The organism is Microvirga tunisiensis, from assembly GCF_009296175.1.
GTDB classification, from domain to species: Bacteria; Pseudomonadota; Alphaproteobacteria; order Rhizobiales; family Beijerinckiaceae; genus Microvirga; species Microvirga tunisiensis.
Genome location: NZ_VOSK01000006.1, coordinates 74855 through 96263, shown reverse-complemented (window position 1 = coordinate 96263; position 21409 = coordinate 74855). Strand labels below are relative to the sequence as shown.

Here is a 21409-nt window from a genome sequence, read left to right as displayed (position 1 = left end):
TGTGTCGGCTCATACGGAGGATCATCAGTGACTTCGAATCAGGAGCTCAAAGGGCAACGAAGTGCGACGCTATCCCCCTTGGATTTGAAACAGATCAGGGAAGCCGTCAGCGAACTGCGCGCCACGAGCCCGAAGAGCGTCTTGGCGGACCTCGTCGAGGAAAAGATCCGGGCGCTTGAGGACGATGATCCAGGTCTGCTGCTTGACTATGCACCCTCGCAGGGACGGCGGATCTTCAGTTAAGAAGAAGCCTGAACCAGTCCCACATCCGGGCTTCAATCGATCTCAGGAAACACCGAATGGACGACAAAATCACGGCCGTGCTCGATGCCTATCACGAACTGATCCGCGAGGAGCGGAGCGGGGCCCGTGAAACGCCTCCGGGCGGACGCGACGGCGGGCAGGATCGTCGCATGCGTGCGGTCGGCCGGAAACTGGCCAGCTGATCAACATCATTGCGAGGGGCTTGCAGGCGCCGAACATTCTCGAACTCGGCACGTCCTTCGGCTATTCCGGCATCTGGCTGGCGGAAGCTGCACGGGCAAGCGGCGGCAGGCTGACGACGATGGAGTTGCACGACTACAAGTCGGCCTATGCCCAGGAGATGGCCATCAAGGCAGGCCTTGCCGAGTCCATCGACTTCAAGGTCGGCGATGCGGTCCAGATGATCGATGAACTGCCGTTTGGACTCGATTTCGTGCTCGTTGATCTGTGGAAGGATCTCTACGTGCCCTGCCTGGAGGCGTTCTATCCCAAGCTCAATCCCGGCGCGATCATCGTGGCCGACAACATGCTGCGTCCTGGAGGCGAAGATGTGAAACGCTACGGCAAAGCCATCCGCGCCATGCCCGGAATCACGAGCGTGCTGTTACCCGTCGGGACAGGGATCGAGATCAGCCGCTTTGAGCCAATTGAGGCGAGCGGTCACTTCAAGAAGTAAAGGCGAAGCAGTTGATGAACTGCTTCGCCTTTTGATGTTTCGGTGGCGCTGTACGGGTCAGCGACACTCGTGATCAGACGTCCAGATTCGCCACTGAGAGCGCATTTTCCTGGATGAACTCGCGACGGGGCTCCACCACGTCGCCCATGAGCTTGACGAAGAGATCGTCGGCATCGGTGGTGTCCTTCACCCTCACCTGCAGCAGCGAGCGCACGTCGGCATCGAGAGTCGTCTCCCAGAGCTGCTGCGCTGTCATCTCGCCGAGGCCTTTGTAGCGCTGGAGCTGCAGGCCCTTGCGGCCGGCGGCAAGCACCGCGTTGAAGAGCGAGAGCGGGCCGTCGATCTGCATCTCGTCATTCTTGCGCACGAGCTTCGCCGGCTTCGCATAGACGTCCTGCAGGGATGTGGCGCGCTCGTCGAGCTTCTTGGCTTCCTGGCTGGCGATCAGCGCCTGATCGAGCGTTGCTGTCTGCGTCACGCCGCGCACGGTGCGCGAGAAGACATAGCCGCCATCATGGACCTCGCCGGTCCAGCCGCGCTCGAGCTCCTCCGAGATCGCATCGAGGCGCTGGGCGATATAGACTGCTGCTGCGGGGCCGCGGTCGGGATCATCGACCACATCAGGACGCAGCGCGCCGGCAATTGCCGCCTGCTCCACCGCCTTGCGGTTATAGCGTGTATGCAGGCTGTTCAGCACCTGCCGCACGAGGCGGGCCTCGTCAATGAGCCCCTTGAGCTGGTCGCCTTGGAACTCCACGCCGGTTTCGAGGCGAAGCGCAGCCGAGTCGATACCGGCATCGATAAGGAAGTCCTCCAGCGCGCGTTCGTCCTTGAGGTAGATCGCCTGCTTGCCGCGGGTCGCCTTATAGAGCGGCGGTTGCGCGATATAGAGATATCCGCGGTCGATCAGCTCCGGCATTTGCCGGAAGAAGAACGTGAGCAGCAGCGTGCGGATGTGCGAGCCGTCCACGTCCGCGTCGGTCATGATGATGATGCGGTGGTAACGCAGCTTGTCGAGGTTGAACTCCTCGCGGCCGATGCCGGTGCCGAGCGCGGTGATCAGCGTGCCGATCTCCTGGCTCGACAGCATCTTGTCGAAGCGCGCGCGCTCGACGTTGAGGATTTTTCCGCGCAAGGGGAGCACCGCCTGGAAGGCCCGGTTGCGGCCCTGCTTGGCGGAGCCGCCGGCCGAGTCGCCCTCGACGAGCAGCAATTCGCACTTCGACGGATCGCGCTCCTGGCAATCGGCGAGCTTGCCGGGAAGAGACGCGATGTCGAGCGCTCCCTTGCGGCGGGTCAGTTCGCGCGCCTTGCGCGCAGCCTCGCGGGCGGCAGCGGCTTCCACCACCTTGCCGACGAGAGTGCGGGCTTCCTGCGGATGCTCCTCGAGCCAGTTGTTGAGAGCCTCGTTCATGACGTTCTCGACGGCGGGACGCACCTCGGACGAGACGAGCTTGTCCTTCGTCTGCGACGAGAACTTTGGATCGGGCACTTTCACCGACACGACGGCGGTCAGGCCCTCGCGGCAATCGTCGCCGGTGAGCGAAACCTTTTCCTTCTTAGTCAGGCCGGAGGATTCCGCATAGCCGTTGACCTGACGGGTCAGGGCTGCGCGAAAGCCTGCGAGGTGCGTGCCGCCATCCCGCTGCGGGATGTTGTTGGTGAAGCAGAGCACGTTCTCGTGGTAGGAGTCGTTCCACCACAAGGCCACTTCGACGCCGATGCCGTCCTTCTCGGAGCGGATCAGGACCGGCTGCTGGATCAGAGGGGTCTTGGCGCGATCCAAATAGCGCACGAAGGCTTCGACGCCGCCCTCGTACATCAACTCCTCGCGCTTGTGCTCCGCATGGCGCTTGTCGGTGATGATGATGCGCACGCCCGAGTTCAAAAAGGCGAGCTCGCGCAGGCGGTGCTCCAGGGTGGCGTAATCGTACTCCACCATGGTGAAGGTTTCCGTGGAGGCCAGGAAGGTCACTTCCGTGCCGCGCTTGCCTTCGGCGTCGCCGACGACGGCTAGAGGCGCAACCGCATTGCCATGACGGAACTCGATCTCGTGAGCCTTGCCGTTGCGGTAGATGCGCAGCTTGAGCCAGCTGGAGAGCGCGTTCACCACGGACACGCCCACGCCGTGCAGGCCGCCGGAAACCTTGTAGGAGTTCTGGTCGAACTTACCGCCCGCATGCAGCTGGGTCATGATGACCTCGGCCGCCGAAATGCCTTCGCCCTGGTGGATGTCGGTGGGAATGCCGCGGCCGTTATCGGTGACCGTCACGGAGCCGTCCGCATTGAGCGTGACCGTGACTTCCGTCGCGTGACCGGCGAGAGCCTCGTCGATGGCGTTGTCCACCACCTCGTAGACCATGTGGTGGAGGCCCGAGCCGTCATCGGTATCGCCGATATACATGCCCGGCCGCTTGCGCACCGCATCAAGGCCCTTGAGCACCTTGATCGATTCCGCGCCATAGGCGTCGGCACTTACGTTGATAGCAGGTTCGGCCATTTGGGATCCTTCAAGACGCGCAGAAAGGACAGGCGCGCCAGGTTTTGATTCGTCATATCAGATATTTAGTGACGATTGGTTGAAATTTCACCCCCACACGCATACGCGCGCGTGAAAAGGGGCGGAAAATCCACCAGAAACCGCTGAATCGGGCTGACGGAGGGGCGGTTCTTTGCCTCAGGACGCAAGGTTCAACGTGACGCAACGGCCGCTGCCGCGCCGGCCAGCAGGGCGCCCGTGGTGCGGTTGAGGATCCGGATCGCCATCGGTGTCGCGAAGAGCTGCCGGGCGCGAGCGTCGAGCACGATATAGCCGGCAAAGACCACGCCCACCACGCTCAAGGTCGCCCCCACCAGTTCCGCATAGCCCAGCACTGTGATTCGGGTGAGATCGAGGATGGTCGGCAGGAGGGCCAAGTAGAAGACGATGGTTTTCGGATTGCCCAAGGTCAGGGCAAGCCCGCCGAGCAGAAGCTTGGCTGGATGCTCGGTCCCGGCTTGCGCCTCCACGTCCCTGGCCACGACGGGCGCCGTCCAGATCTTGTAGGCGAGGTAAAGCAGATAGGCTGCGCCAGCATATTTCACGACCAGGAAAATCTCGTGGAAAGCCTGTGCCAGGGTGGCCAATCCCAGGTCCGCGAAGGTGAGCCACACCACATCGCCCAGGGCAATACCGATACTGAAGGGGATGGCCTCTTTCGACCCTCGTCCGAGCACTCGCGCCACGATGGCGGCAATCCCCGGCCCCGGTGAGGCGGCAGCGACGAAGAGGGCAGAGGAGAACAGGATGAGCCCTGCGAGTTCCATGCGCGCTGCCCTTTCCGGATCGGCTCAATCGACAATAAAAAGTTTTGTGCCGCCCGTCTCGCCAGGATAGCGAATCGACTCGACGGAGGACCAATCCGTCGTGCCGAAGCGGATGTCTGACATCTTCACGGATGATCCTGAGAAGCAACAATGTGACCAGGAGCAACATGCAAGAGATCGGCTCTCCCGTCCAGCTCCTGGAATAGGCCCGGATCCGCTCCCGTCATCCAGACCTGCCCCCCTAACGTTTCCAGCGCGTCGTAGAGCCCGGCCCGGCGACGGGGATCGAGGTGAGCGGCGACCTCATCGAGGAGCACGAAGGGGGCGATGCCGCTCATGCTGGCAACGAGCCGGGCATGGGCGAGCACGAGGCCGATCAGCAGCGCCTTCTGCTCGCCGGTGGAGGCCGTGTTGGCGGGAATGTCCTTGGGTCCATGACGCACGAGAAGATCCGACGCCTGCGGGCCGACAAGGGTGCGTCCGGCTGCCCGGTCGCGGGAGCGGTAGTCGCGCAAAATGGCGCGGTAGCGGTCCTCGGCATCGACGGCAGGCAGAGTTGCGACGAGCGCATCGATTTCGCCCTCAAGACCCATCATGGCGAAGGGGAACGGCGATTCTTGCTCACGGGTTTCGAGAATGAGGGAGGCGAGCCGCTCCACGGTTTCGCGGCGAGCGGCGGCGACCGCAATGGCGAGCTCCGCCACCTCGCGCTCGAGAGCATCGAGCCACAGGCGGTCGTCCGGGTTTTCCTCGAGCACGCGGTTGCGCGAGCGCAACGCCCGCTCCAGCGCATTCACCCGCGTGCCGTGTTCCGCATCGACCGCGAGCACGAGACGGTCGAGGAAGCGCCGCCGGTCGCCGGCGGCGCCACGAAACAGCGCATCGAGATCCGGGGTGAGCCAGACGATGCGCAGATACTCGGCAAAGGCCGTCGGCGAAGAGGCGGGCATGCCGTCGATGCGGCAGATGCGCGAGGCGCGCGCATTCTCACCCTGCGGTTCCAGTCCGGTCCCGAGACGGTGCTCGCCGTAAGGGGCATCGAGGGTCACGGAAACGGCGAAGGAGCCCGGTCCCTCATTGCGCGCCATCTCGCTAAGTTCCGCCCGTCTCAAGCCCCGTCCGGGCATGAAGAGAGAGATCGCCTCCAGCACATTGGTCTTGCCGGCCCCGTTCTCGCCCACGAGCGCCACGAGCGGGCGCGAGACGGTGAGATCCAGGCTCGCATAGGTGCGGAAATCCTGGAGGATCAGACGGGCGATTCGAGAAGCGGCAACAGGGGAGGAGGACATGCACCCCCTTCATTCAGGAGCGGGCGCGAAAGATCAAGCGTTGGCCCGGCCAAACCGGTTTTGGACCGGTATGATGCGCCCTTTGCATTCAACCCCTTCTCTGGCATGGCCGCCCCCGGGCTCGATCCGGGGATCAGTGCCGGCCATCCGGATCAGGAAGAGTGTCGCGCCAGACCAAAGCGAGATCACCGGCACTAGGCCGGTGATGACGTAGAGGTTGATTCTGAAGACGATCCCGGATCGTCGCTGCGCTCCGTCCGGGATGACCAACGCTGAAGCGGTTTACACCCGCATCGGCATCAGGACGTAGAGCGCGGAGGCGCCTTCGCGGTCCTGGACGATGGTGGGGGAGCCGGGATCGGCGAGCTTGAACAGGGCAGTGTCGCCATCGAGCTGGGCCGTGATGTCGAGGAGATAGCGGGCGTTGAAGCCGATATCGATCGGCGTCGCATCGTAATCGACTTCGATCTCCTCTGTCGCGCTGCCCGAATCCGGGTTGTTGACGGTGAGCGTCAGGCGGCCGTCATTGAGCGCGAGCTTCACCGCGCGTCCGCGCTCGGACGAGATGGTGGAGACGCGGTCCACGGCTTTGGAAAAATCGGCGCGCTCGACCACGAGAACCTTGTCGTTCCCGGCGGGAATGACGCGTTGGTAATCGGGGAAGGTACCGTCGATGAGCTTGGAGGTCAGCACCACGCCGTCGAAGGTCAGCCGCACCTTGGCGGAGGACAATTCGACGGTGATGTTTTCAGAGCCGTCCTCGACGAGCTTGACGATCTCGGCCACCGCCTTGCGCGGAACGATCACGCCGGGCATGCCTTCCGAACCTGTGGGAGCCGGGATTTCGACCCGGGCGAGGCGGTGGCCGTCCGTGGCGACCGCCCGCATGACGACGGAGCCGCCCGCATCGATCGTGTGGAGATAGATGCCGTTGAGGTAGTAGCGCGTCTCTTCTGTCGAGATCGCGAACTGCGTCTTCTCGATCAGGCGCTTGAGATCGGCCGCAGCCAGCGTAAAGCGGTGCGGCAGGTCGCCGGCGGCGAGATCCGGGAAGTCGCTTTCCGGCAGGGCCTGCAGCATGAAGCGCGAACGCCCGGAGCGGATCTGCATCTGGCCCGTATCGGCGGTCATCTCGAGGGAGACCTGGGCGCCGTCCGAGAGTTTGCGCACGATGTCGTAGATCATGTAGGCCGGAACGGTGGTCGAGCCGGCTTCCGTGATCTCGGCAGGGATGGTCTCCGTCACCTCGATATCAAGGTCGGTGGCCTTGAGGCGAAGCGATCCTTCGTCCGCGCGCAGCAGGACATTCGACAGGATCGGAATGGTGTTGCGGCGCTCGACGACGCGGTGCACATGCCCCAGCGCCTTCAGCAGAGCGGCGCGCTCAACGGTAACTCTCATAACCTAGCACCTAGTTTCGGTGAAATTCTTGGCTCACCCCCGCGAAGGACCAGCCTCGAGCGGGATAAGCAGGGCAGCAAGATTGGCTTTTGTCGCCCGAGAAAGCAAGGCCGGGGCTTTGCCCGGCCAATATCCGCCTTGGACGGCCCGGATCCGAGACTTACTCCTGCAGCATCCGCTTGAGGAGTTCGACCTCGTCGGAGAGGGCGTGGTCTTCGCCCAAGGCCTTTTCGATCTTGCGCACCGCATGAAGCACAGTGGTGTGATCGCGCCCACCGAAGCGGCGGCCGATCTCAGGCAGGGAGCGCAGGGTCAGCACCTTGGACAGATACATGGCGATCTGGCGTGGGCGCACCACGGCGGCGGTGCGGCGCTCCGAGAGGATGTCGGAGCGGGAGACGTTGTAGCGGGAGGCCACCAGCTTCTGGATATCCTCGATCTTGACCCGCTTCGGCTCGCGGTTGCGCACCAGATCGCGGATCGCGGTCTCGGCGGTTTCCAACGTGATGGCAGAACTGGTGAGCGTCGCATGGGCGAGCAGGCGGTTCACGGCACCTTCGAGGTCGCGTCCGTTGGCGGTGATGGCGCGGGCCACATAGGCGATCACGTTCGGGCTCACCTCGAAGGTGGGATGGATCGCCTTCAGCGCCTCGATGCGCGTTGTGAGGATCGAGGTCCGCAGCGCCTCGTCGAGAGCGCTGACCTCGACCACGAGGCCGCCGGCGAGACGCGAGCGTACGCGCTCGTCGAGATTTTCCAGATCCGCCGGCGGACGGTCGGCGGCGATCACGATCTGGCGGCCCGCATCGATGAGGGCATTCAGCGTGTGGCCGAATTCCTGCTGGATCTGCTTGCCCTGAATGAACTGCACGTCGTCGATGATGAGCAGGTCGATCCCGCGAAGACGCTCCTTGAAGGCCAGCGACGTCTGCGCCTTCAGAGAGGCGACGAAGCCATACATGAAGCGGTCGGCCGTAAGATAGATGACGCGACGGCCTTGAGAGCGCACTTCATGGCCGATGCCATGGAGAAGATGTGTCTTGCCGAGGCCGACGCCCGCATGGAGATAAAGCGGATTGTAGATCGCCTGGCCGTTCTGGGCATGGGCGACCCGGTCTGCCGCCGCATGGGCGAGGGCGTTGGAACGACCGACGATGAAGCTCTCGAAAGTGAGGCGGGAATCGAGTGGCGCACCCCCGAGATCGCCATTCTCGCCGCGCTCCTCCTGGGAAGCGGTCACCGAGGGAGCTTTGATCTCACCGGCCATGCTCGGCATTGCCATCGATGCGGTCGGAGCCGGACGGGGCGCTTCGCTCGCCCGGCGCTGGGCCGCGGGATCGCGTCCAAGAGTGCTGCGCACGCCGATGGAGACGCGCTCGATGTCGCCAGCCTCGGAGCGATAAACCGTCAGCACTCGGTCGGCATAATGGGATTCGATCCAACTCTTCAGGAAGCGGGTGGGAACGGTGAGATAGGCGCAGCCCTCGATCACCGAATCCAGTTCCAGGCGTCCGAACCAGCTCGCAAAGATATCCTCCCCCAGCTCGGCCCGGAGACGGCGCTTGACCCGCGCCCACACATCCGATGCCGTTTGTTCGCCCGGAGCCTCCATGCCGTTCTCGCTGGGAGCGGCAAAGGTGCGGTGATCTTCGCTGCGATACATCAATGTTCCTCCACGAGGTTCCGCCTCCTTTAAGGTCGGAAACCCCCACGCATGACCCGTTTTGAACACCAAGGCACAATGGCCTCACAGGTTATCCAAAACGTGGCGCCCCCAATTGTACTAAAGATTATCTGAACACTTTTAAGTGGAGGCGATCGCTGACTGTCGTCTCCTTTGTCTTCACTCAAGGTTTATTAAGTTTACCTATCGGTAAAGGATGAGCCTTCGCTTGCTTCTTGAGAGAATGAAACGACGACTTATCCCCGCACATGGTGTCTTTAGTTCTAGCTTTGAGTGAATGACTTCACGGCGAGCCGTTGAAGCAGATTGACCTTACACAGGGTGCGGGACGGCGTGCAATACGGCCGAGTCGAGTCGCAAGCGCTTGCAAGCCCCTTGTTGCGTTCACAGCCTCGTCCACAGGTTTTGAATCTGGGCTTTAAAGTCCTGACTCTTCAACTGATTCACTGTTCCACCACAGCCTGTCCGCAGGTCTAAAAAAGAGTCTTTCCGCAACCTTGATTCAGAACCGATTCGCCTCGACTCGGGAGGTGATTCTGATGCTTCACGATGCTTTGCCTGCTAAGCTGTTGAAGAAGCTAAATGTTTTATGTGCGGTTTGAATCCGGGCTGTGGAGCTTTCACCCGGTCTGCCGGGGATAAAGTCAAGCTGCCATGTGGATAAAATTTGAAGACGGAATCTGGGCCCAAATACGAAAAAAACCCGGCCGCGAGGCCGGGTCTGATCAACGATGAAAAGACAGCTATGGAGGCTGCTTGTTAAGCGCTCAGCGTCTTGATGCGGCTCGCGAGGCGCGAGACCTTCCGCGATGCGGTATTCCTGTGCACGATGCCCTTCTGAGCGGCGCGCATCATCTCCGGCTCGGCGGCGCGCAGGGCGGCTGCGGCCTCGGTCTGGTTGCCGGCGGCGATCGCCTCTTCGACCTTGCGGACGAAGGTCCGCATCCGGCTGCGACGCGACTTGTTGATCGCGGTGCGCTTCACGATCTTGCGGGTCATCTTCTTGGCGGACACGGTGTTGGCCATGGCCCATCCTCGTTCTTTAAAAATCCCGATGCGCCAAGCTCAAGCTTGTCGAGAGCTCCGGCAGCGATCGGTTGATTGCATGGAAACCGAAGAGCCCGCGGGACGCGCGGGCTCATGTGAGGCGGCTTATAGACGCGAAGGCCGCGAACGTCAACGTCCGTGGTCCTTTGCGCGTCAAAAAAGCGCCCGAAGGGCCTGACGCCACGGATTGGCCGGGTCGAGAAGAAGCCTGAGCGCCATGAGGCTCGACACAAGAACCAGGAGCGGACGGATGATCCGGGAGCCCAGCCGCATGGCGAGCTGCGAGCCGATCTGGGCGCCGAGAAAGGAGGCTCCGGCCATGATGAGCCCGACGGGCCACACCACCGCACCGGTCGCCGAATAAAGAAGGAGGCTGCCGAAATTGCTCGCGAAATTGACAAGCTTGGTATGAGCGGTCGCCTTCACCACTCCGTAGCCGAGGAGCGTCACGAAGGCGAGCATATAGAAGGAGCCTGCCCCCGGCCCGAAGATGCCGTCATAAAAGCCGATGGCGACCGGCGCGGTGAGGCCGAAAGCCAGGGCCGTCATCCGGGCCTGTGCGTCCTCGTCCTGCATCTTGCGTGAGAAGGCGAAGAAGAGGGCTATGGCAATAAGCAGTACCGGGATCAGCACCTCAAGCACGGAGCGCGGCAGGAACTGCACGCACAGCGCTCCCGCGATGCTGCTGAGGAAGGCCACCAGGGTGAAGCCCCAGGCCTTGCGCCATTCGATCAGACCCTTTCGGGCGAAGCTGTAGGTTGCGGAGGCCGCTGCGAACGAGCCCTGCACCTTGTTGGTCGCAATGGCCTGGGCCGGATCGAGGCCTGCGAGCAGGAGGGCGGGCACGGTCAGAAGCCCGCCGCCTCCAGCGATGGAATCCACGAAGCCCGCAAGAAAGGAGATCGCCGCGAGCGCCGCGATCATGTCGAAGCCGATGTCGATCACGTTTTACTGGTTCTTGAACTCGGCCGCGCGCTTGCCCACGAAGGCCGCCATGCCTTCCTTCTGATCGGCGGTGGCGAACATGGCATGGAACAGGCGCCGCTCGAAGCGGATGCCCTCGGCGAGCGACACCTCGTCGGCGCGGTTGATGGTTTCTTTCGTCATCATGGCGATGGGCAGCGACATGGAGGCGATGGTTGCGGCCGTCTTCATGGTCTCGCTCATAAGATCGGCCAGCGGAACCACGCGGGCGACAAGGCCGGAGCGCTCGGCCTCCTCGGCGCCCATCATGCGGCCCGTCAGGCACATCTCCATGGCCTTGGCCTTGCCGATGAGCCGGGTCAGGCGCTGCGTGCCGCCCATGCCCGGCATCACGCCGAGCTTGATCTCCGGTTGGCCGAACTTGGCGTTATCCGCCGCGATGATGAAATCGCACATCATGGCGAACTCGCAGCCGCCGCCGAGCGCAAAGCCCGCCACCGCCGCGATCATCGGCTTGCGCCGTCCCGACACCTTTTCCCAGCCCGAGAAGAGATCAGCCATGTAGTTATGTGGATAGGTGAGCTCGGCCATCTCCTTGATGTCCGCGCCCGCGGCGAAAGCCTTTTCCGAGCCGGTGATGACGATGCAGCCGATATTCTGATCCGCCTCGAAGGTGTCGAGGGCTTGGTTCACCTCGTTCAGCAGCGCCGAATTGAGGGCGTTCAGGGCCTGGGGTCGGTTGAGAGTAATCAGCCCGACCTTGTCGCGCGTCTCAACGAGAATCGTCTCGAAAACCATGCTGCGTCTCCTCATCGCTGGATGAGACACCGGTAGGCGAGGCTTCAAGGCCGGGCAAGAGAAAAACCGGATTCGGTGTGTCCGCCTTAAGGCGAGGAGCGCTTCTGGCATTCCGGACAATAGAAGGTGGAGCGTCCGGACTGTACGAGCCGCGCCACCGTGCCTGTGCAGGTGGGGGTTGCGCAGGGCTCTCCCTCGCGGTCGTAAACTCGGAAGGAATGCTGGAAATAGCCGAGCGAGCCGTCCACCTGCGCATGGTCGCGGAGGGTCGAGCCGCCGGCCTCGACGGCCTCAGTGAGCACGTCCCGGATAATGTCGGCCAAGAGGTGTGCCTTGTCGGTTGGCTGTCCCTTCTTCGTCACGAGCGAACCGGCGGGAGCCTCGGGGTGAAGGCCAGTGCGGAACAGGGCCTCACAGACATAGATGTTGCCGAGGCCTGCGATCAGCCGCTGGTCGAGGAGGGCGGCCTTCAGGGGGGTGCGCTTGCCCTCGAACAGCCGGGCGATGGTCTCGCCCGAGAGCTCGTTGCCGAGGGGCTCGATGCCCATGCCGGCAAAATGCTTCGAGGTCTCGATCGCGGAGCGGGGCACCAGATCCATGAAGCCGAAGCGCCGGGCGTCATTATAAGTGACGGTTGCCCCGCTGGAGAGCCCGAAGACCACGTGGTCGTGAGCGCCCAGGCCGCCATGTTCGTGGTGGAACTCACCCGGCATGCGGGTGGCACCGCCTTGGGTCACCAAGAAGCGCCCCGACATGCCGAGATGCATCACCAGCACCTCGCCGGAGGCAAGATCGGCGAGGAGATACTTGGCTCTTCGGCCCAAAGCCTTGATCTCCTGGCCTTCCAGGCGCCCGGAGAATCGGTCGGGAAAGGGAAAACGCAGATCGGGCCGGCGCTGGGTCACCTTGGTGAAGCGGGCGCCGACCATGGCGGGCTCCAGGCCGCGGCGCACGGTTTCGACTTCGGGCAGTTCGGGCATCAACCATCTCTCGGCTTCTTGAGACCTCTTACATAGCCATCCGGCCCCGCTTCCGCTATGGATCGCGACACTAGTGCATCGTGCGGAAAAGTGGATCCGGTTTTCCGTGCCCAACGATGCGCAATTCAAAGGGTGGAGCATCGGATGGATCCCAAAAGTGCAATCCACTTTTGGGTCCGAAGCTCAAGGTGACGAGAGGTTTGGTGCAGATCATGACCGACGAGAACACCCATTTCGGGTTCCAGTCCGTGCCGCTCGGCGAGAAGCAGGGCAAGGTCAACGAGGTCTTCCGCTCGGTGGCGAGCCGCTACGATCTGATGAACGACCTCATGTCGGCTGGGCTCCACCGTCTCTGGAAGGAGGCTCTCGTCTCGACCCTGCGTCCGCCCCGCGATCGACCGTTCCGCCATCTCGACGTGGCAGGCGGCACCGGAGACGTCGCCTTCCGCATCCTGGATGAGAGTGGCCCGCAGACCCGCATGACCGTGCTCGACATCAACGGCGAGATGCTCAAAGTCGGCGCCGAGCGGGCTGGCCATCGGTATGAAGGCCGCATCGACTTCGTCGAAGCCAATGCGGAAGAACTGCCCCTCAAGTCCAAGACCTACGACGCCTATACCATCGCCTTCGGGATCCGGAACGTGCCGCGCATCGATGCGGCGCTTCGCGAGGCGCATCGGGTGCTGAAACCCGGCGGGCGCTTCCTGTGCCTCGAATTCTCGAAGGTCGACGTGCCGGTTCTCGACAAGATCTACGATGCCTATTCCTTCAACGTCATTCCCAAGATCGGGGGCATGGTGACTGGCGATGCGGAATCCTACCAGTATCTGGTGGAATCGATCCGTCGCTTTCCGCCGCCGGCCGCCTTCGCTCGTATGATCGAGGAGGCGGGCTTCAAGCGCGTGACGCATCGGACGCTGACGGCCGGCGTCGTCGCCATTCATTCCGGCTGGAAGATCTGAGTGTGATCGGCAGTCTCGTTCATCTCATCCGCAACCTGCGCGCCGGCTTCGTTCTGGCCCGGGAAGGCGCGCTTGCGCTCATCGATCCGAGCGCCCTGCCGCCTGCTGCCCGCTTCGGCTTGCGGATGGCGCGTCTCATCGAGCGACCGCAGGCCGGCGACGGCGCGGCGCGGCTCTCCAAGGCGCTGACGCGGCTCGGGCCTTCTTACGTAAAATTCGGCCAGTTCCTCGCGACCCGCCCCGACATCGTCGGCGTCGCGGCCGCCCGCGACCTGGAGCGCCTGCAGGACCGCATGCCGCCCTTCCCCCGTGCGGAAGCGGTGCGCATGGTCGAGGTTGCGCTCGGCCGTCCCATCGACGAGCTGTTCCTGGAATTCAGCGAGCCGATAGCCGCCGCCTCCATCGCTCAGGTCCACAAGGCCCGCATCCGCACCGCGGAAGGCGAGGAGATCATTGCCGTAAAAGTGGTGCGGCCCGGCGTGCGCGAAGGCTTCGCCCGCGATCTCCAGGCCATGCGCGCCGCCGCCCGCCTGTTCGAGCGCGTGGTGCCCGATGCGCGCCGCCTCAAGCCCCTTGAGATCGTGGAGGCGCTCGCCCGCTCCGTCGCCGTCGAGATGGATCTGCGCCTGGAAGCCGCCGCCGTCTCCGAACTGGCGGAGAACACAAAGGATGATCCCGATTTTCGCGTCCCGAAGCCGGAATGGGATCTCACCGCCCGGGACGTGCTCACCACCACCTGGATCGACGGCATCCGCCTCAACGATCTGGCGGGGATCGAAGCAGCCGGTCTCGACCGGGTGGCTCTGGGGCGCACGGTGATCCAATCCTTCCTGCGCCATGCCATCCGCGACGGCTATTTCCACGCCGACATGCATCCCGGCAATCTGTTCGTGGATGCAGAGGGCCGTCTCGTTGCGGTGGACTTCGGCATCATGGGCCGGCTCGGCATGAAGGAACGGCGCTTCCTCGCCGAAATTCTGTTGGGCTTCATCCGCCGCGATTATCTGCGTGTGGCGCAGGTGCATTTCGAGGCAGGCTATGTGCCGCCATACCATTCGGTGGAGGATTTCGCGCAGGCCATCCGCGCCATCGGCGAGCCGATCCACGACCGGCGCGCCGACGAGATTTCGATGGCAAAGCTCCTGACGCTTCTCTTCGAGATCACGGCCCTCTTCGACATGGCAACCCGCATCGAGCTCGTCATGTTGCAGAAGACCATGGTTGTGGTCGAGGGCGTGGCCCGCAACCTCGACCCGAAGCTCGACATGTGGACCACCTCCGAGCCGGTGGTTCGCGACTGGATCGAGCGCAATCTCGGTCCGCTCGGCCGGGTCGAGCAGGCAGGCAAGGGTCTGTGGACGCTCGCCGGCGTCATCGGCGATCTGCCGGAGCTGGCATTGCGCGCCGAGCGGGTGCTCAACCAGCTCGAGGATGTGACCGCGCGGGGCGTGGCGCTCGACCAGGACAGTGTCGCCGCCATTGGCCGCGCCGAGGCGCGCGGCAACCGCTGGGGCGTGGCGGCCTTGTGGATTATCGCCGCCTCGCTGATGATCATGATGTTCAGAGGCTTCGCATGACGGCGCTTTCAGGAAAACGCATCCTCCTCGTCATCGGCGGCGGCATCGCAGCCTACAAGTCGCTCGACCTCATCCGCCGCCTGCGCGAGCGCGGCGCCTCCGTCCGCTGCATCCTGACGGCTGGGGCGCAGCAATTCATCACGCCGCTTGCCGCCTCTGCTCTCACAGGGCAGCGCTCGCATACGGATCTCTTCGACCGTGAGGACGAGGCTGATATCGGCCATATCCGTCTGGCCCGCGATGCGGACCTTGTGATCGTTGCGCCGGCCACCGCCAATCTCATGGCGAAGATGGCGGGCGGGCACGCAGACGATCTCGCCTCCACGGTGCTGCTCGCCACCATGCTGCCGATCCTGATCGCACCGGCCATGAACGTGCGCATGTGGCTGCATCCGGCAACACAGCGCAATCTGAAAACGCTTCAGGCCGACGGCGTTCATGTGGTCGGGCCCAATGACGGCGCGATGGCCGAGGCCGAGTTCGGCCCCGGCCGCATGGCCGAGCCCCTGGAAGTCGCGGCGGCCGTCGAGCGTCTGCTTGCGTCGTCGGGACCGCTCGCCGGGAAGCATGTGATCGTCACCTCCGGTCCGACGCACGAGCCCATCGATCCGGTGCGCTACATCGCTAACCGCTCCTCCGGCAAGCAGGGTCATGCGATTGCGAAAGCCGCTGTCGAAGCAGGCGCACGCGTGACGCTGATCTCGGGCCCCGTGACGCTGCCCGATCCTGCAGGCGTGACTATTGTCCATGTGGAAAGCGCCCGCGAGATGCTGCAGGCCGTCGAAAAGGCCTTGCCGGCCGATATCGGGATCTTTGCGGCCGCTGTGGCCGATTGGCGTGTGGCGAATGCCGGTGAGCAGAAGATCAAGAAGAAGGACGGCGCGCTGCCGAATCTGTCGCTCACCGAGAATCCCGATATCCTCGCCACCATCTCGCATCGCACCGAGAGCCGCCCGCCGCTCATGGTGGGCTTTGCGGCCGAGACCGAGCATGTGATCGAGCACGCCAAGCAGAAGCTGGCGAAAAAGGGCTGCGATCTCATCGTCGCCAACGACGTGTCCACCGCAGGCGGTGTCATGGGGGGCGATAGCAATACCGTGCATCTCGTCACCGCGTCGGATGTGGAGACCTGGCCGACCCTGTCGAAAACCGACGTGGCGAAAAAGCTCATTGGGCATTTGAGTGCCATGGCGGAAGGCGCAAAGTCATGAGCCATCGCCTGTGCGTCCAGCGCCTCGCCCACGCTGCCGATCTACCTCTGCCGCGCTATGAGACCGCTGGAGCCGCGGGAATGGATCTCGTGGCGGCCAATCCTGCCGATGCGCCGATCGTCCTGCAGCCGATGCAGCGGATTCTCGTTCCCACCGGCCTCGTGTTTCAACTGCAAACCGGCTTCGAGGCACAGGTGCGGCCCCGCTCGGGACTGGCCTTCAAGCATGGCGTCACCGTGCTCAATGCGCCGGGCACCATCGATGCGGATTACCGCGGCGAGGTGCAGGTACTTCTCGTCAATCTGGGCTCCGAGCCCTTCACCATCTCGCGCGGCATGCGCATCGCCCAAATGGTGATTGCACCGGTAACCGTGGTAGAACCGATCGAGGTGGGACAGGTCGACGAGACCGGCCGCGCCGCAGGCGGTTTCGGATCGACGGGGCTGGGGTAAGGGAGCACTCGCATGAACTTTCTCTCGCGCCGCTCGCTTCTTGCCATCGCTGCCGTCACCGACATTGCGCTTCATGCCCGGCCCATGCCGGTCTCGGCCAAAGCGCTTGCCGCACGGCACAACCTGCCCCCGCGCTATCTGGAGCCAGTCCTGCAGGCTCTGGTCCGTCAGGGCATCCTGAAAGGCGTGCGCGGTCCCCGTGGAGGCTACGAACTGGCCCGCGAGCGGCGGCGGATCACGGCAGGGGACATCGTGCGCATCGCCATGTCGGCCCTGGAGGAGGACGGGTCCTCGCCGTTGCCGGAATCGCGCCTTGCCGAGGCCGTCGTTTCGCCCTTGGTACAACGCGGAACCGAGGCGTTCCTGGCCGAGCTCGATAAGGTGACGGTGGAGGATTTGTGTCAGAAGGCGCAGGCTGAATCGGCTGTCGAAACGATGTCTACCGTCGATTTCACAATATGAAACGTGAATTGATGTAAATATCGACACCCCGTGCGGGAAAGGTTAAGTTTCGCCGATCTGAAGGAGGAAACTTATGGCTGACACTCTCCATCTGTCGGGCTCCGATGCCAAGCCCGGACGTGGCCGCATCTACGGCTCCATCACGGAAACCATCGGCAACACTCCGCTCGTGCGCCTGAATCGGCTGCCCAAGGAGCGCGGGATAGACGCCGAGATCCTCGTCAAGCTCGAGTTCTTCAATCCGATCTCAAGCGTGAAGGACCGCATCGGCGTCAGCATGATCGAGGCCATGGAAGCCGCCGGCAAGATCAATCCCGATACGACCCTGATCGAGCCGACCTCCGGCAACACCGGCATTGCGCTCGCCTTCGTGGCAGCAGCGCGCGGCTACCGCCTGATCCTGGTGATGCCCGAGACCATGTCCATCGAGCGTCGCAAGATGTTGGCCTATCTCGGCGCGGAGCTCGTTCTCACCCCTGGCCCCATGGGCATGAAGGGCTCGATAGCCAACGCCGAAGAACTCCTGAACGAAATTCCCAACTCCGTCATTCCGCAGCAGTTCAAGAACCCGGCCAATCCGGAGATCCACCGCAAGACCACGGCGGAGGAGATCTGGAACGACACCAACGGCCAGTTCGACGCCTTCGTGGCCGGTGTCGGCACCGGCGGCACGATCACGGGCGTCGCCCAGGTGATCAAGCCGCGCCTTCCGAACATGAAGGTGATCGCCGTGGAACCGGAGGATTCCCCGGTGCTCTCCGGCGGCCAGCCCGGCCCGCACAAGATCCAGGGCATCGGTGCCGGCTTCGTGCCAGACGTGCTCGACCGCTCACTCATCGACGATGTGGTGACGGTGGGCAATCAGACGGCGTTCGATACGGCGCGCCAGCTCGCGAAACTCGAGGGCATTCCCGGCGGCATCTCGACCGGCGCCAATGTGGCGGCGGCGCTCGAAGTGGCCTCGCGTCCCGAGTTCAAGGGCAAGCGCATCATTACCGTCGCGCCCTCCTTCGCGGAGCGCTACATCTCGAGTGCTTTGTTCGACGGACTCTGATCTCTTCACCAGACAAATGACCGAGGGGCGGCTTCACGGCCGCCCTTTTGTTTGCGCTCACCCCAAGCGTAGCCAGAACTTCGCCTCGCCCGCCGGGTTCTCCTTGCACTCACGAGATTCGAGCTATGGTTCAAGGAGTTCATCATGGCGGAACGCAAAGCGCCCCATTCATTGAAGGATCAATCGGCGGACCAGATCCGCAACGAGCAGCGCGGCGGCGTCGACAGCCCGGTCGATCCGAACCGGGATGGCGGCGTTGAGGGCAATGCCACCATGCGGCGCGTGTGGAGCGAGCCCGGCGGCGAGGCCTACAATTACCGCCAGGGGCAGACCGGCCAGACCAGCAAGGCCGGCATGGACGGTCACGACGAGCTCACGGCCGCCGAAACGCCGGAGACCACCAAGCACCTGAGCGATGCCAGCCTGTCGCCGGATGACAAGGATGCAACGGCAGAAGCCATCGAGCGCGCGACGGCGGTCAACGGCAAGGACCAAGGCTGACAGGAGCGGATCATGGGCAATGCAGGCTACGGCAACCACACCGAAGACACGAAGAACTATGTCGACAGCGAGCGTCCGGACCCGCAGGCGGGCCGCTCGGCCGAGAAGCAGCCCGGCGGCAAGCAGCCGGCGGCAGGTCCGCACGACAAGCCGCATCTGACGAACCCGGATGCCACCCCTGGGGCCGGCTCCTTGCCGGAATCAGGCGATCACGACGCGACGGATTCGACAAGTTCGTAAGGCAAGTTCGTAAAGCGAGTTCGTAAGGACAGAGAGGCCCCCATGACCCAGAACCGGAACTCGGGACCCCGCGTCCCGACGGAACGTCCCGATCCCGAAGCGGCAGAGCGCGACCCAGGTCCCGGCGCTCAGGACCGCCCCGGTTTCGATCTCGGCGGCGCGGTCGATCCATCCAACAAGACGCAGGTTGGCTCGGGCACCATTCCCGGCGGCCCGAAGGGCAGCCCCACGAGCGGCACCGATGCCGGAGGCCGGGCGACCGGGCTTACCGATCCCAGCGGCTCGCGCTCCCTCGGCAATGAGGGCGATGCGGGCTCCGATTCCGGCTCGGGCCCGACCGACGGCTCCGGCGGTCCCACCTGAAGCAGCGAAGGAACGACAGCGATGGCGAAACCCGACGACAAGTCCGACAAGGCCACGGAAGAGGATATCAGCGCCCCCCGGCTGACCCCCCAGGGCCGCGAGAACCCCGAGGCCTCCGGCGAGGATTCGACGAACCCGATGGGCGAGGGTGCGAAGAAGGGACAGCCCAGCAAGGCCGAGGGATAGCCCTGTCTGCAGCCGTCATCCGGCCTTGTGCCGTTGATCCCGATCTAAGGAGCGACGCGCCTTTCCGATCAGGATGGCCGGGACAAGCCCGGCCGTGACGGAATGGGTTGGCGAAATGGAAAAGGCCGCCCAGGGGGCGGCCTTTCAACTTTGCTCGACGTGCTGCGTTCAAGCGCTCAGCGCTTCCTTCGAACGCTCGGCGCGCTTGCGGTCGTTCGGGTCGAGGATCGCCTTGCGGATGCGGATCGACTTCGGCGTCACCTCGACGAGCTCGTCGTCCTGGATCCAGGCGAGCGACTTCTCCAGCGTCATGCGGATCGGCGGGGTCAGGCGCACCGCCTCGTCCTTGGAGGTCGTGCGGATGTTGGTGAGCTTCTTGCCCTTCAGCACGTTCACTTCCAGGTCGTTCTCGCGGTTGTGCTCGCCCACGATCATGCCCTGATAGACCTTCCAGCCGGGCTCGATCATCATCGGGCCGCGATCTTCGAGGTTCCACAGCGCGTAGGCCACGGCCTCGCCGGAATCGTTCGAGATCAGCACGCCGTTGCGGCGGCCGGCAATCTCGCCACGATAGGGCTCGTAGGCGTGGAATAGGCGGTTCATGATCGCAGTGCCGCGGGTATCGGTCATCAGCTCGCCCTGGTAGCCGATGAGGCCGCGGGTCGGAGCGTAGAACACGAGGCGCTGGCGGTTGCCGCCCGAGGGGCGCATCTCGACCATGTCGGCGCGGCGCTCGGACATCTTCTGCACCACGACGCCGGAATGCTCCTCGTCCACGTCGATCACCACTTCCTCGATGGGCTCGAGGAGCTGGCCGTTATCGTCCTTCTCGAACACGACGCGAGGACGTGACACGGCGATCTCGAAGCCCTCGCGGCGCATGGTCTCGATCAGGATCGCGAGCTGCAATTCGCCACGGCCCGAGACGTAGAACGAGTCCTTGTCGGTGGCTTCCTCGATCTTGAGGGTCACGTTGCCTTCCGCTTCCTTGAACAGGCGGTCGCGGATCATGCGGCTCGTGACCTTGTCGCCCTCGGTTCCGGCAAGCGGTGAGTCGTTGACGATGAAGGACATGGTCACGGTCGGCGGATCGATGGGCTGCGCCTGGATCGGAATGTCGTTCTCAGGAGCGCAGAAGGTATCGGCCACGGAGCCCTTCACGAGGCCCGCGATGGAGACGATGTCGCCCGCCTCGCCGATCTCGATCGGCTGGCGCTCGAGCCCGCGGAAGGCGAGGATCTTGGACACGCGGCCGGTCTCGACCACCTTGCCCTCGCGGTCGAGCACCTTGATCGACTGGTTCGGCTTCACCGTGCCGGAGCTGATGCGGCCGGTGACGATGCGGCCCAGGAAGGGGTTGGCCTCGAGCAGCGTGCCGAGCATGCGGAACGGGCCTTCCTCGGTCTTGGCCGGGGGCACGTGATCGAGCACGAGGTCGAACAGGGGCGCCAGACCCTCGTCGCTCGGGCCTTCCGGCGCCTTCGCCATCCAGCCGTTGCGGCCCGATCCGTAGAGGATCGGGAAGTCGAGCTGCTCGTCAGTGGCGTCGAGCGCCGCGAAGAGGTCGAACACCTCGTTGACCACCTCGATATGACGGGCATCGGGACGGTCGATCTTGTTGATCGCCACGATGGGCTTGAGACCGATCTTGAGGGCCTTGGAGACCACGAACTTCGTCTGCGGCATCGGGCCTTCGGCCGCGTCCACGAGCACGATGGCGCCGTCGACCATGCTCAGGATGCGCTCCACCTCGCCGCCGAAATCGGCGTGGCCCGGGGTATCGACGATGTTGATGCGAGTGTCCTTCCAGACGACCGAGGTCGCCTTGGCCAGGATGGTGATGCCGCGCTCTTTCTCAAGATCGTTCGAGTCCATGGCGCGCTCTTCCACGCGCTGATTCTCGCGGAAGCTGCCCGATTGCTGAAGCAGCTTGTCGACGAGGGTGGTCTTGCCGTGGTCGACGTGAGCGATGATGGCGATATTGCGTAGTTTCATAGGGGTCTTTCAAAGCAAAGCGGCCCGGCACGCGGCA

General features: G+C 63.7%; 21 protein-coding genes and 1 pseudogene. 12 read left to right on the top strand and 10 right to left on the bottom strand.

Annotation, left to right across the window (positions count from 1 at the left end; genetic code table 11):
• Positions 1–78 precede the first annotated feature (78 nt).
• Complete coding sequence (locus tag FS320_RS45055; RefSeq protein ID WP_153885284.1) at positions 79–243, top strand: hypothetical protein; 165 nt, start codon at positions 79–81, stop codon at positions 241–243.
• A gap of 56 nt (positions 244–299) precedes the next feature.
• A pseudogene (locus FS320_RS04115) lies at positions 300–940 on the top strand (O-methyltransferase).
• 73 nt (positions 941–1013) lie between these two features.
• Here FS320_RS04115 and gyrB read toward each other — a convergent pair.
• The 9 genes from gyrB to mutM form a co-directional block, all read right to left on the bottom strand.
• The gene (gene gyrB / locus FS320_RS04110; RefSeq protein WP_152709539.1) at positions 1014–3440 is read right to left on the bottom strand and encodes a DNA topoisomerase (ATP-hydrolyzing) subunit B; all 2427 of its coding nucleotides are present in this window, start codon (positions 3438–3440) and stop codon (positions 1014–1016) included.
• A gap of 191 nt (positions 3441–3631) precedes the next feature.
• Positions 3632–4246 (bottom strand): LysE family translocator, encoded by a 615-nt coding sequence (locus FS320_RS04105; RefSeq protein ID WP_152709537.1) that lies wholly within the window; start codon positions 4244–4246, stop codon positions 3632–3634.
• A 125-nt stretch (positions 4247–4371) separates the two neighbouring features.
• The gene (gene recF / locus FS320_RS04100; RefSeq protein ID WP_152709535.1) at positions 4372–5535 is read right to left on the bottom strand and encodes a DNA replication/repair protein RecF; all 1164 of its coding nucleotides are present in this window, start codon (positions 5533–5535) and stop codon (positions 4372–4374) included.
• Positions 5536–5817: 282 nt separating this feature from the next.
• On the bottom strand, positions 5818–6936 hold the full coding sequence (gene dnaN / locus FS320_RS04095) for a DNA polymerase III subunit beta (protein ID WP_152709533.1): 1119 nt from the start codon (positions 6934–6936) through the stop codon (positions 5818–5820).
• A 160-nt stretch (positions 6937–7096) separates the two neighbouring features.
• Complete coding sequence (gene dnaA / locus FS320_RS04090; RefSeq protein WP_244626967.1) at positions 7097–8548, bottom strand: chromosomal replication initiator protein DnaA; 1452 nt, start codon at positions 8546–8548, stop codon at positions 7097–7099.
• Positions 8549–9379: 831 nt separating this feature from the next.
• The gene (rpsT, locus tag FS320_RS04085) at positions 9380–9646 is read right to left on the bottom strand and encodes a 30S ribosomal protein S20 (RefSeq protein ID WP_152709529.1); all 267 of its coding nucleotides are present in this window, start codon (positions 9644–9646) and stop codon (positions 9380–9382) included.
• Positions 9647–9820: 174 nt separating this feature from the next.
• Complete coding sequence (locus FS320_RS04080; RefSeq protein ID WP_162002797.1) at positions 9821–10609, bottom strand: TSUP family transporter; 789 nt, start codon at positions 10607–10609, stop codon at positions 9821–9823.
• A gap of 6 nt (positions 10610–10615) precedes the next feature.
• Positions 10616–11389, bottom strand: coding sequence for an enoyl-CoA hydratase (locus FS320_RS04075; RefSeq protein ID WP_152709527.1), 774 nt, complete (start codon positions 11387–11389; stop codon positions 10616–10618).
• An 86-nt stretch (positions 11390–11475) separates the two neighbouring features.
• On the bottom strand, positions 11476–12369 hold the full coding sequence (gene mutM, locus FS320_RS04070) for a bifunctional DNA-formamidopyrimidine glycosylase/DNA-(apurinic or apyrimidinic site) lyase (protein ID WP_152709524.1): 894 nt from the start codon (positions 12367–12369) through the stop codon (positions 11476–11478).
• A 212-nt stretch (positions 12370–12581) separates the two neighbouring features.
• Between mutM and ubiE the strand changes: the two genes are divergently transcribed.
• From ubiE to FS320_RS45785, 10 genes are all read left to right on the top strand, one after another.
• Positions 12582–13331 carry a bifunctional demethylmenaquinone methyltransferase/2-methoxy-6-polyprenyl-1,4-benzoquinol methylase UbiE gene (ubiE, locus tag FS320_RS04065; protein WP_152709589.1) on the top strand — a complete coding sequence of 250 codons (750 nt, stop codon included), beginning with the start codon at positions 12582–12584 and terminating at the stop codon, positions 13329–13331.
• A gap of 2 nt (positions 13332–13333) precedes the next feature.
• Positions 13334–14908, top strand: a complete 1575-nt coding sequence (gene ubiB, locus FS320_RS04060; RefSeq protein WP_162002793.1) for a 2-polyprenylphenol 6-hydroxylase — start codon at positions 13334–13336, stop codon at positions 14906–14908.
• On the top strand, positions 14905–16119 hold the full coding sequence (gene coaBC, locus FS320_RS04055) for a bifunctional phosphopantothenoylcysteine decarboxylase/phosphopantothenate--cysteine ligase CoaBC (protein WP_152709522.1): 1215 nt from the start codon (positions 14905–14907) through the stop codon (positions 16117–16119). Before ubiB ends, coaBC begins: the two co-directional genes overlap by 4 nt.
• The gene (dut, locus tag FS320_RS04050; protein ID WP_152709520.1) at positions 16116–16571 is read left to right on the top strand and encodes a dUTP diphosphatase; all 456 of its coding nucleotides are present in this window, start codon (positions 16116–16118) and stop codon (positions 16569–16571) included. The genes coaBC and dut overlap by 4 nt, the downstream gene beginning before the upstream one ends.
• Before the next feature lie 12 nt (positions 16572–16583).
• The gene (locus FS320_RS04045) at positions 16584–17033 is read left to right on the top strand and encodes an RrF2 family transcriptional regulator (protein WP_152709518.1); all 450 of its coding nucleotides are present in this window, start codon (positions 16584–16586) and stop codon (positions 17031–17033) included.
• 73 nt (positions 17034–17106) lie between these two features.
• Complete coding sequence (gene cysK / locus FS320_RS04040; RefSeq protein WP_152709516.1) at positions 17107–18087, top strand: cysteine synthase A; 981 nt, start codon at positions 17107–17109, stop codon at positions 18085–18087.
• A gap of 144 nt (positions 18088–18231) precedes the next feature.
• Positions 18232–18588 carry a hypothetical protein gene (locus FS320_RS04035; protein WP_152709514.1) on the top strand — a complete coding sequence of 119 codons (357 nt, stop codon included), beginning with the start codon at positions 18232–18234 and terminating at the stop codon, positions 18586–18588.
• 12 nt (positions 18589–18600) lie between these two features.
• Positions 18601–18828: a hypothetical protein gene (locus tag FS320_RS04030; RefSeq protein WP_152709512.1), complete on the top strand. Its 228-nt coding sequence runs from the start codon at positions 18601–18603 to the stop codon at positions 18826–18828.
• 42 nt (positions 18829–18870) lie between these two features.
• On the top strand, positions 18871–19191 hold the full coding sequence (locus FS320_RS04025; protein ID WP_152709510.1) for a hypothetical protein: 321 nt from the start codon (positions 18871–18873) through the stop codon (positions 19189–19191).
• 21 nt (positions 19192–19212) lie between these two features.
• Entirely contained in the window at positions 19213–19377 is a 165-nt protein-coding gene (locus FS320_RS45785; protein WP_162866254.1) for a hypothetical protein, read from the top strand.
• 168 nt (positions 19378–19545) lie between these two features.
• Here FS320_RS45785 and typA read toward each other — a convergent pair whose 3' ends face one another.
• Positions 19546–21372, bottom strand: coding sequence for a translational GTPase TypA (gene typA, locus FS320_RS04020; protein WP_152709508.1), 1827 nt, complete (start codon positions 21370–21372; stop codon positions 19546–19548).
• Positions 21373–21409: the final 37 nt, after the last annotated feature.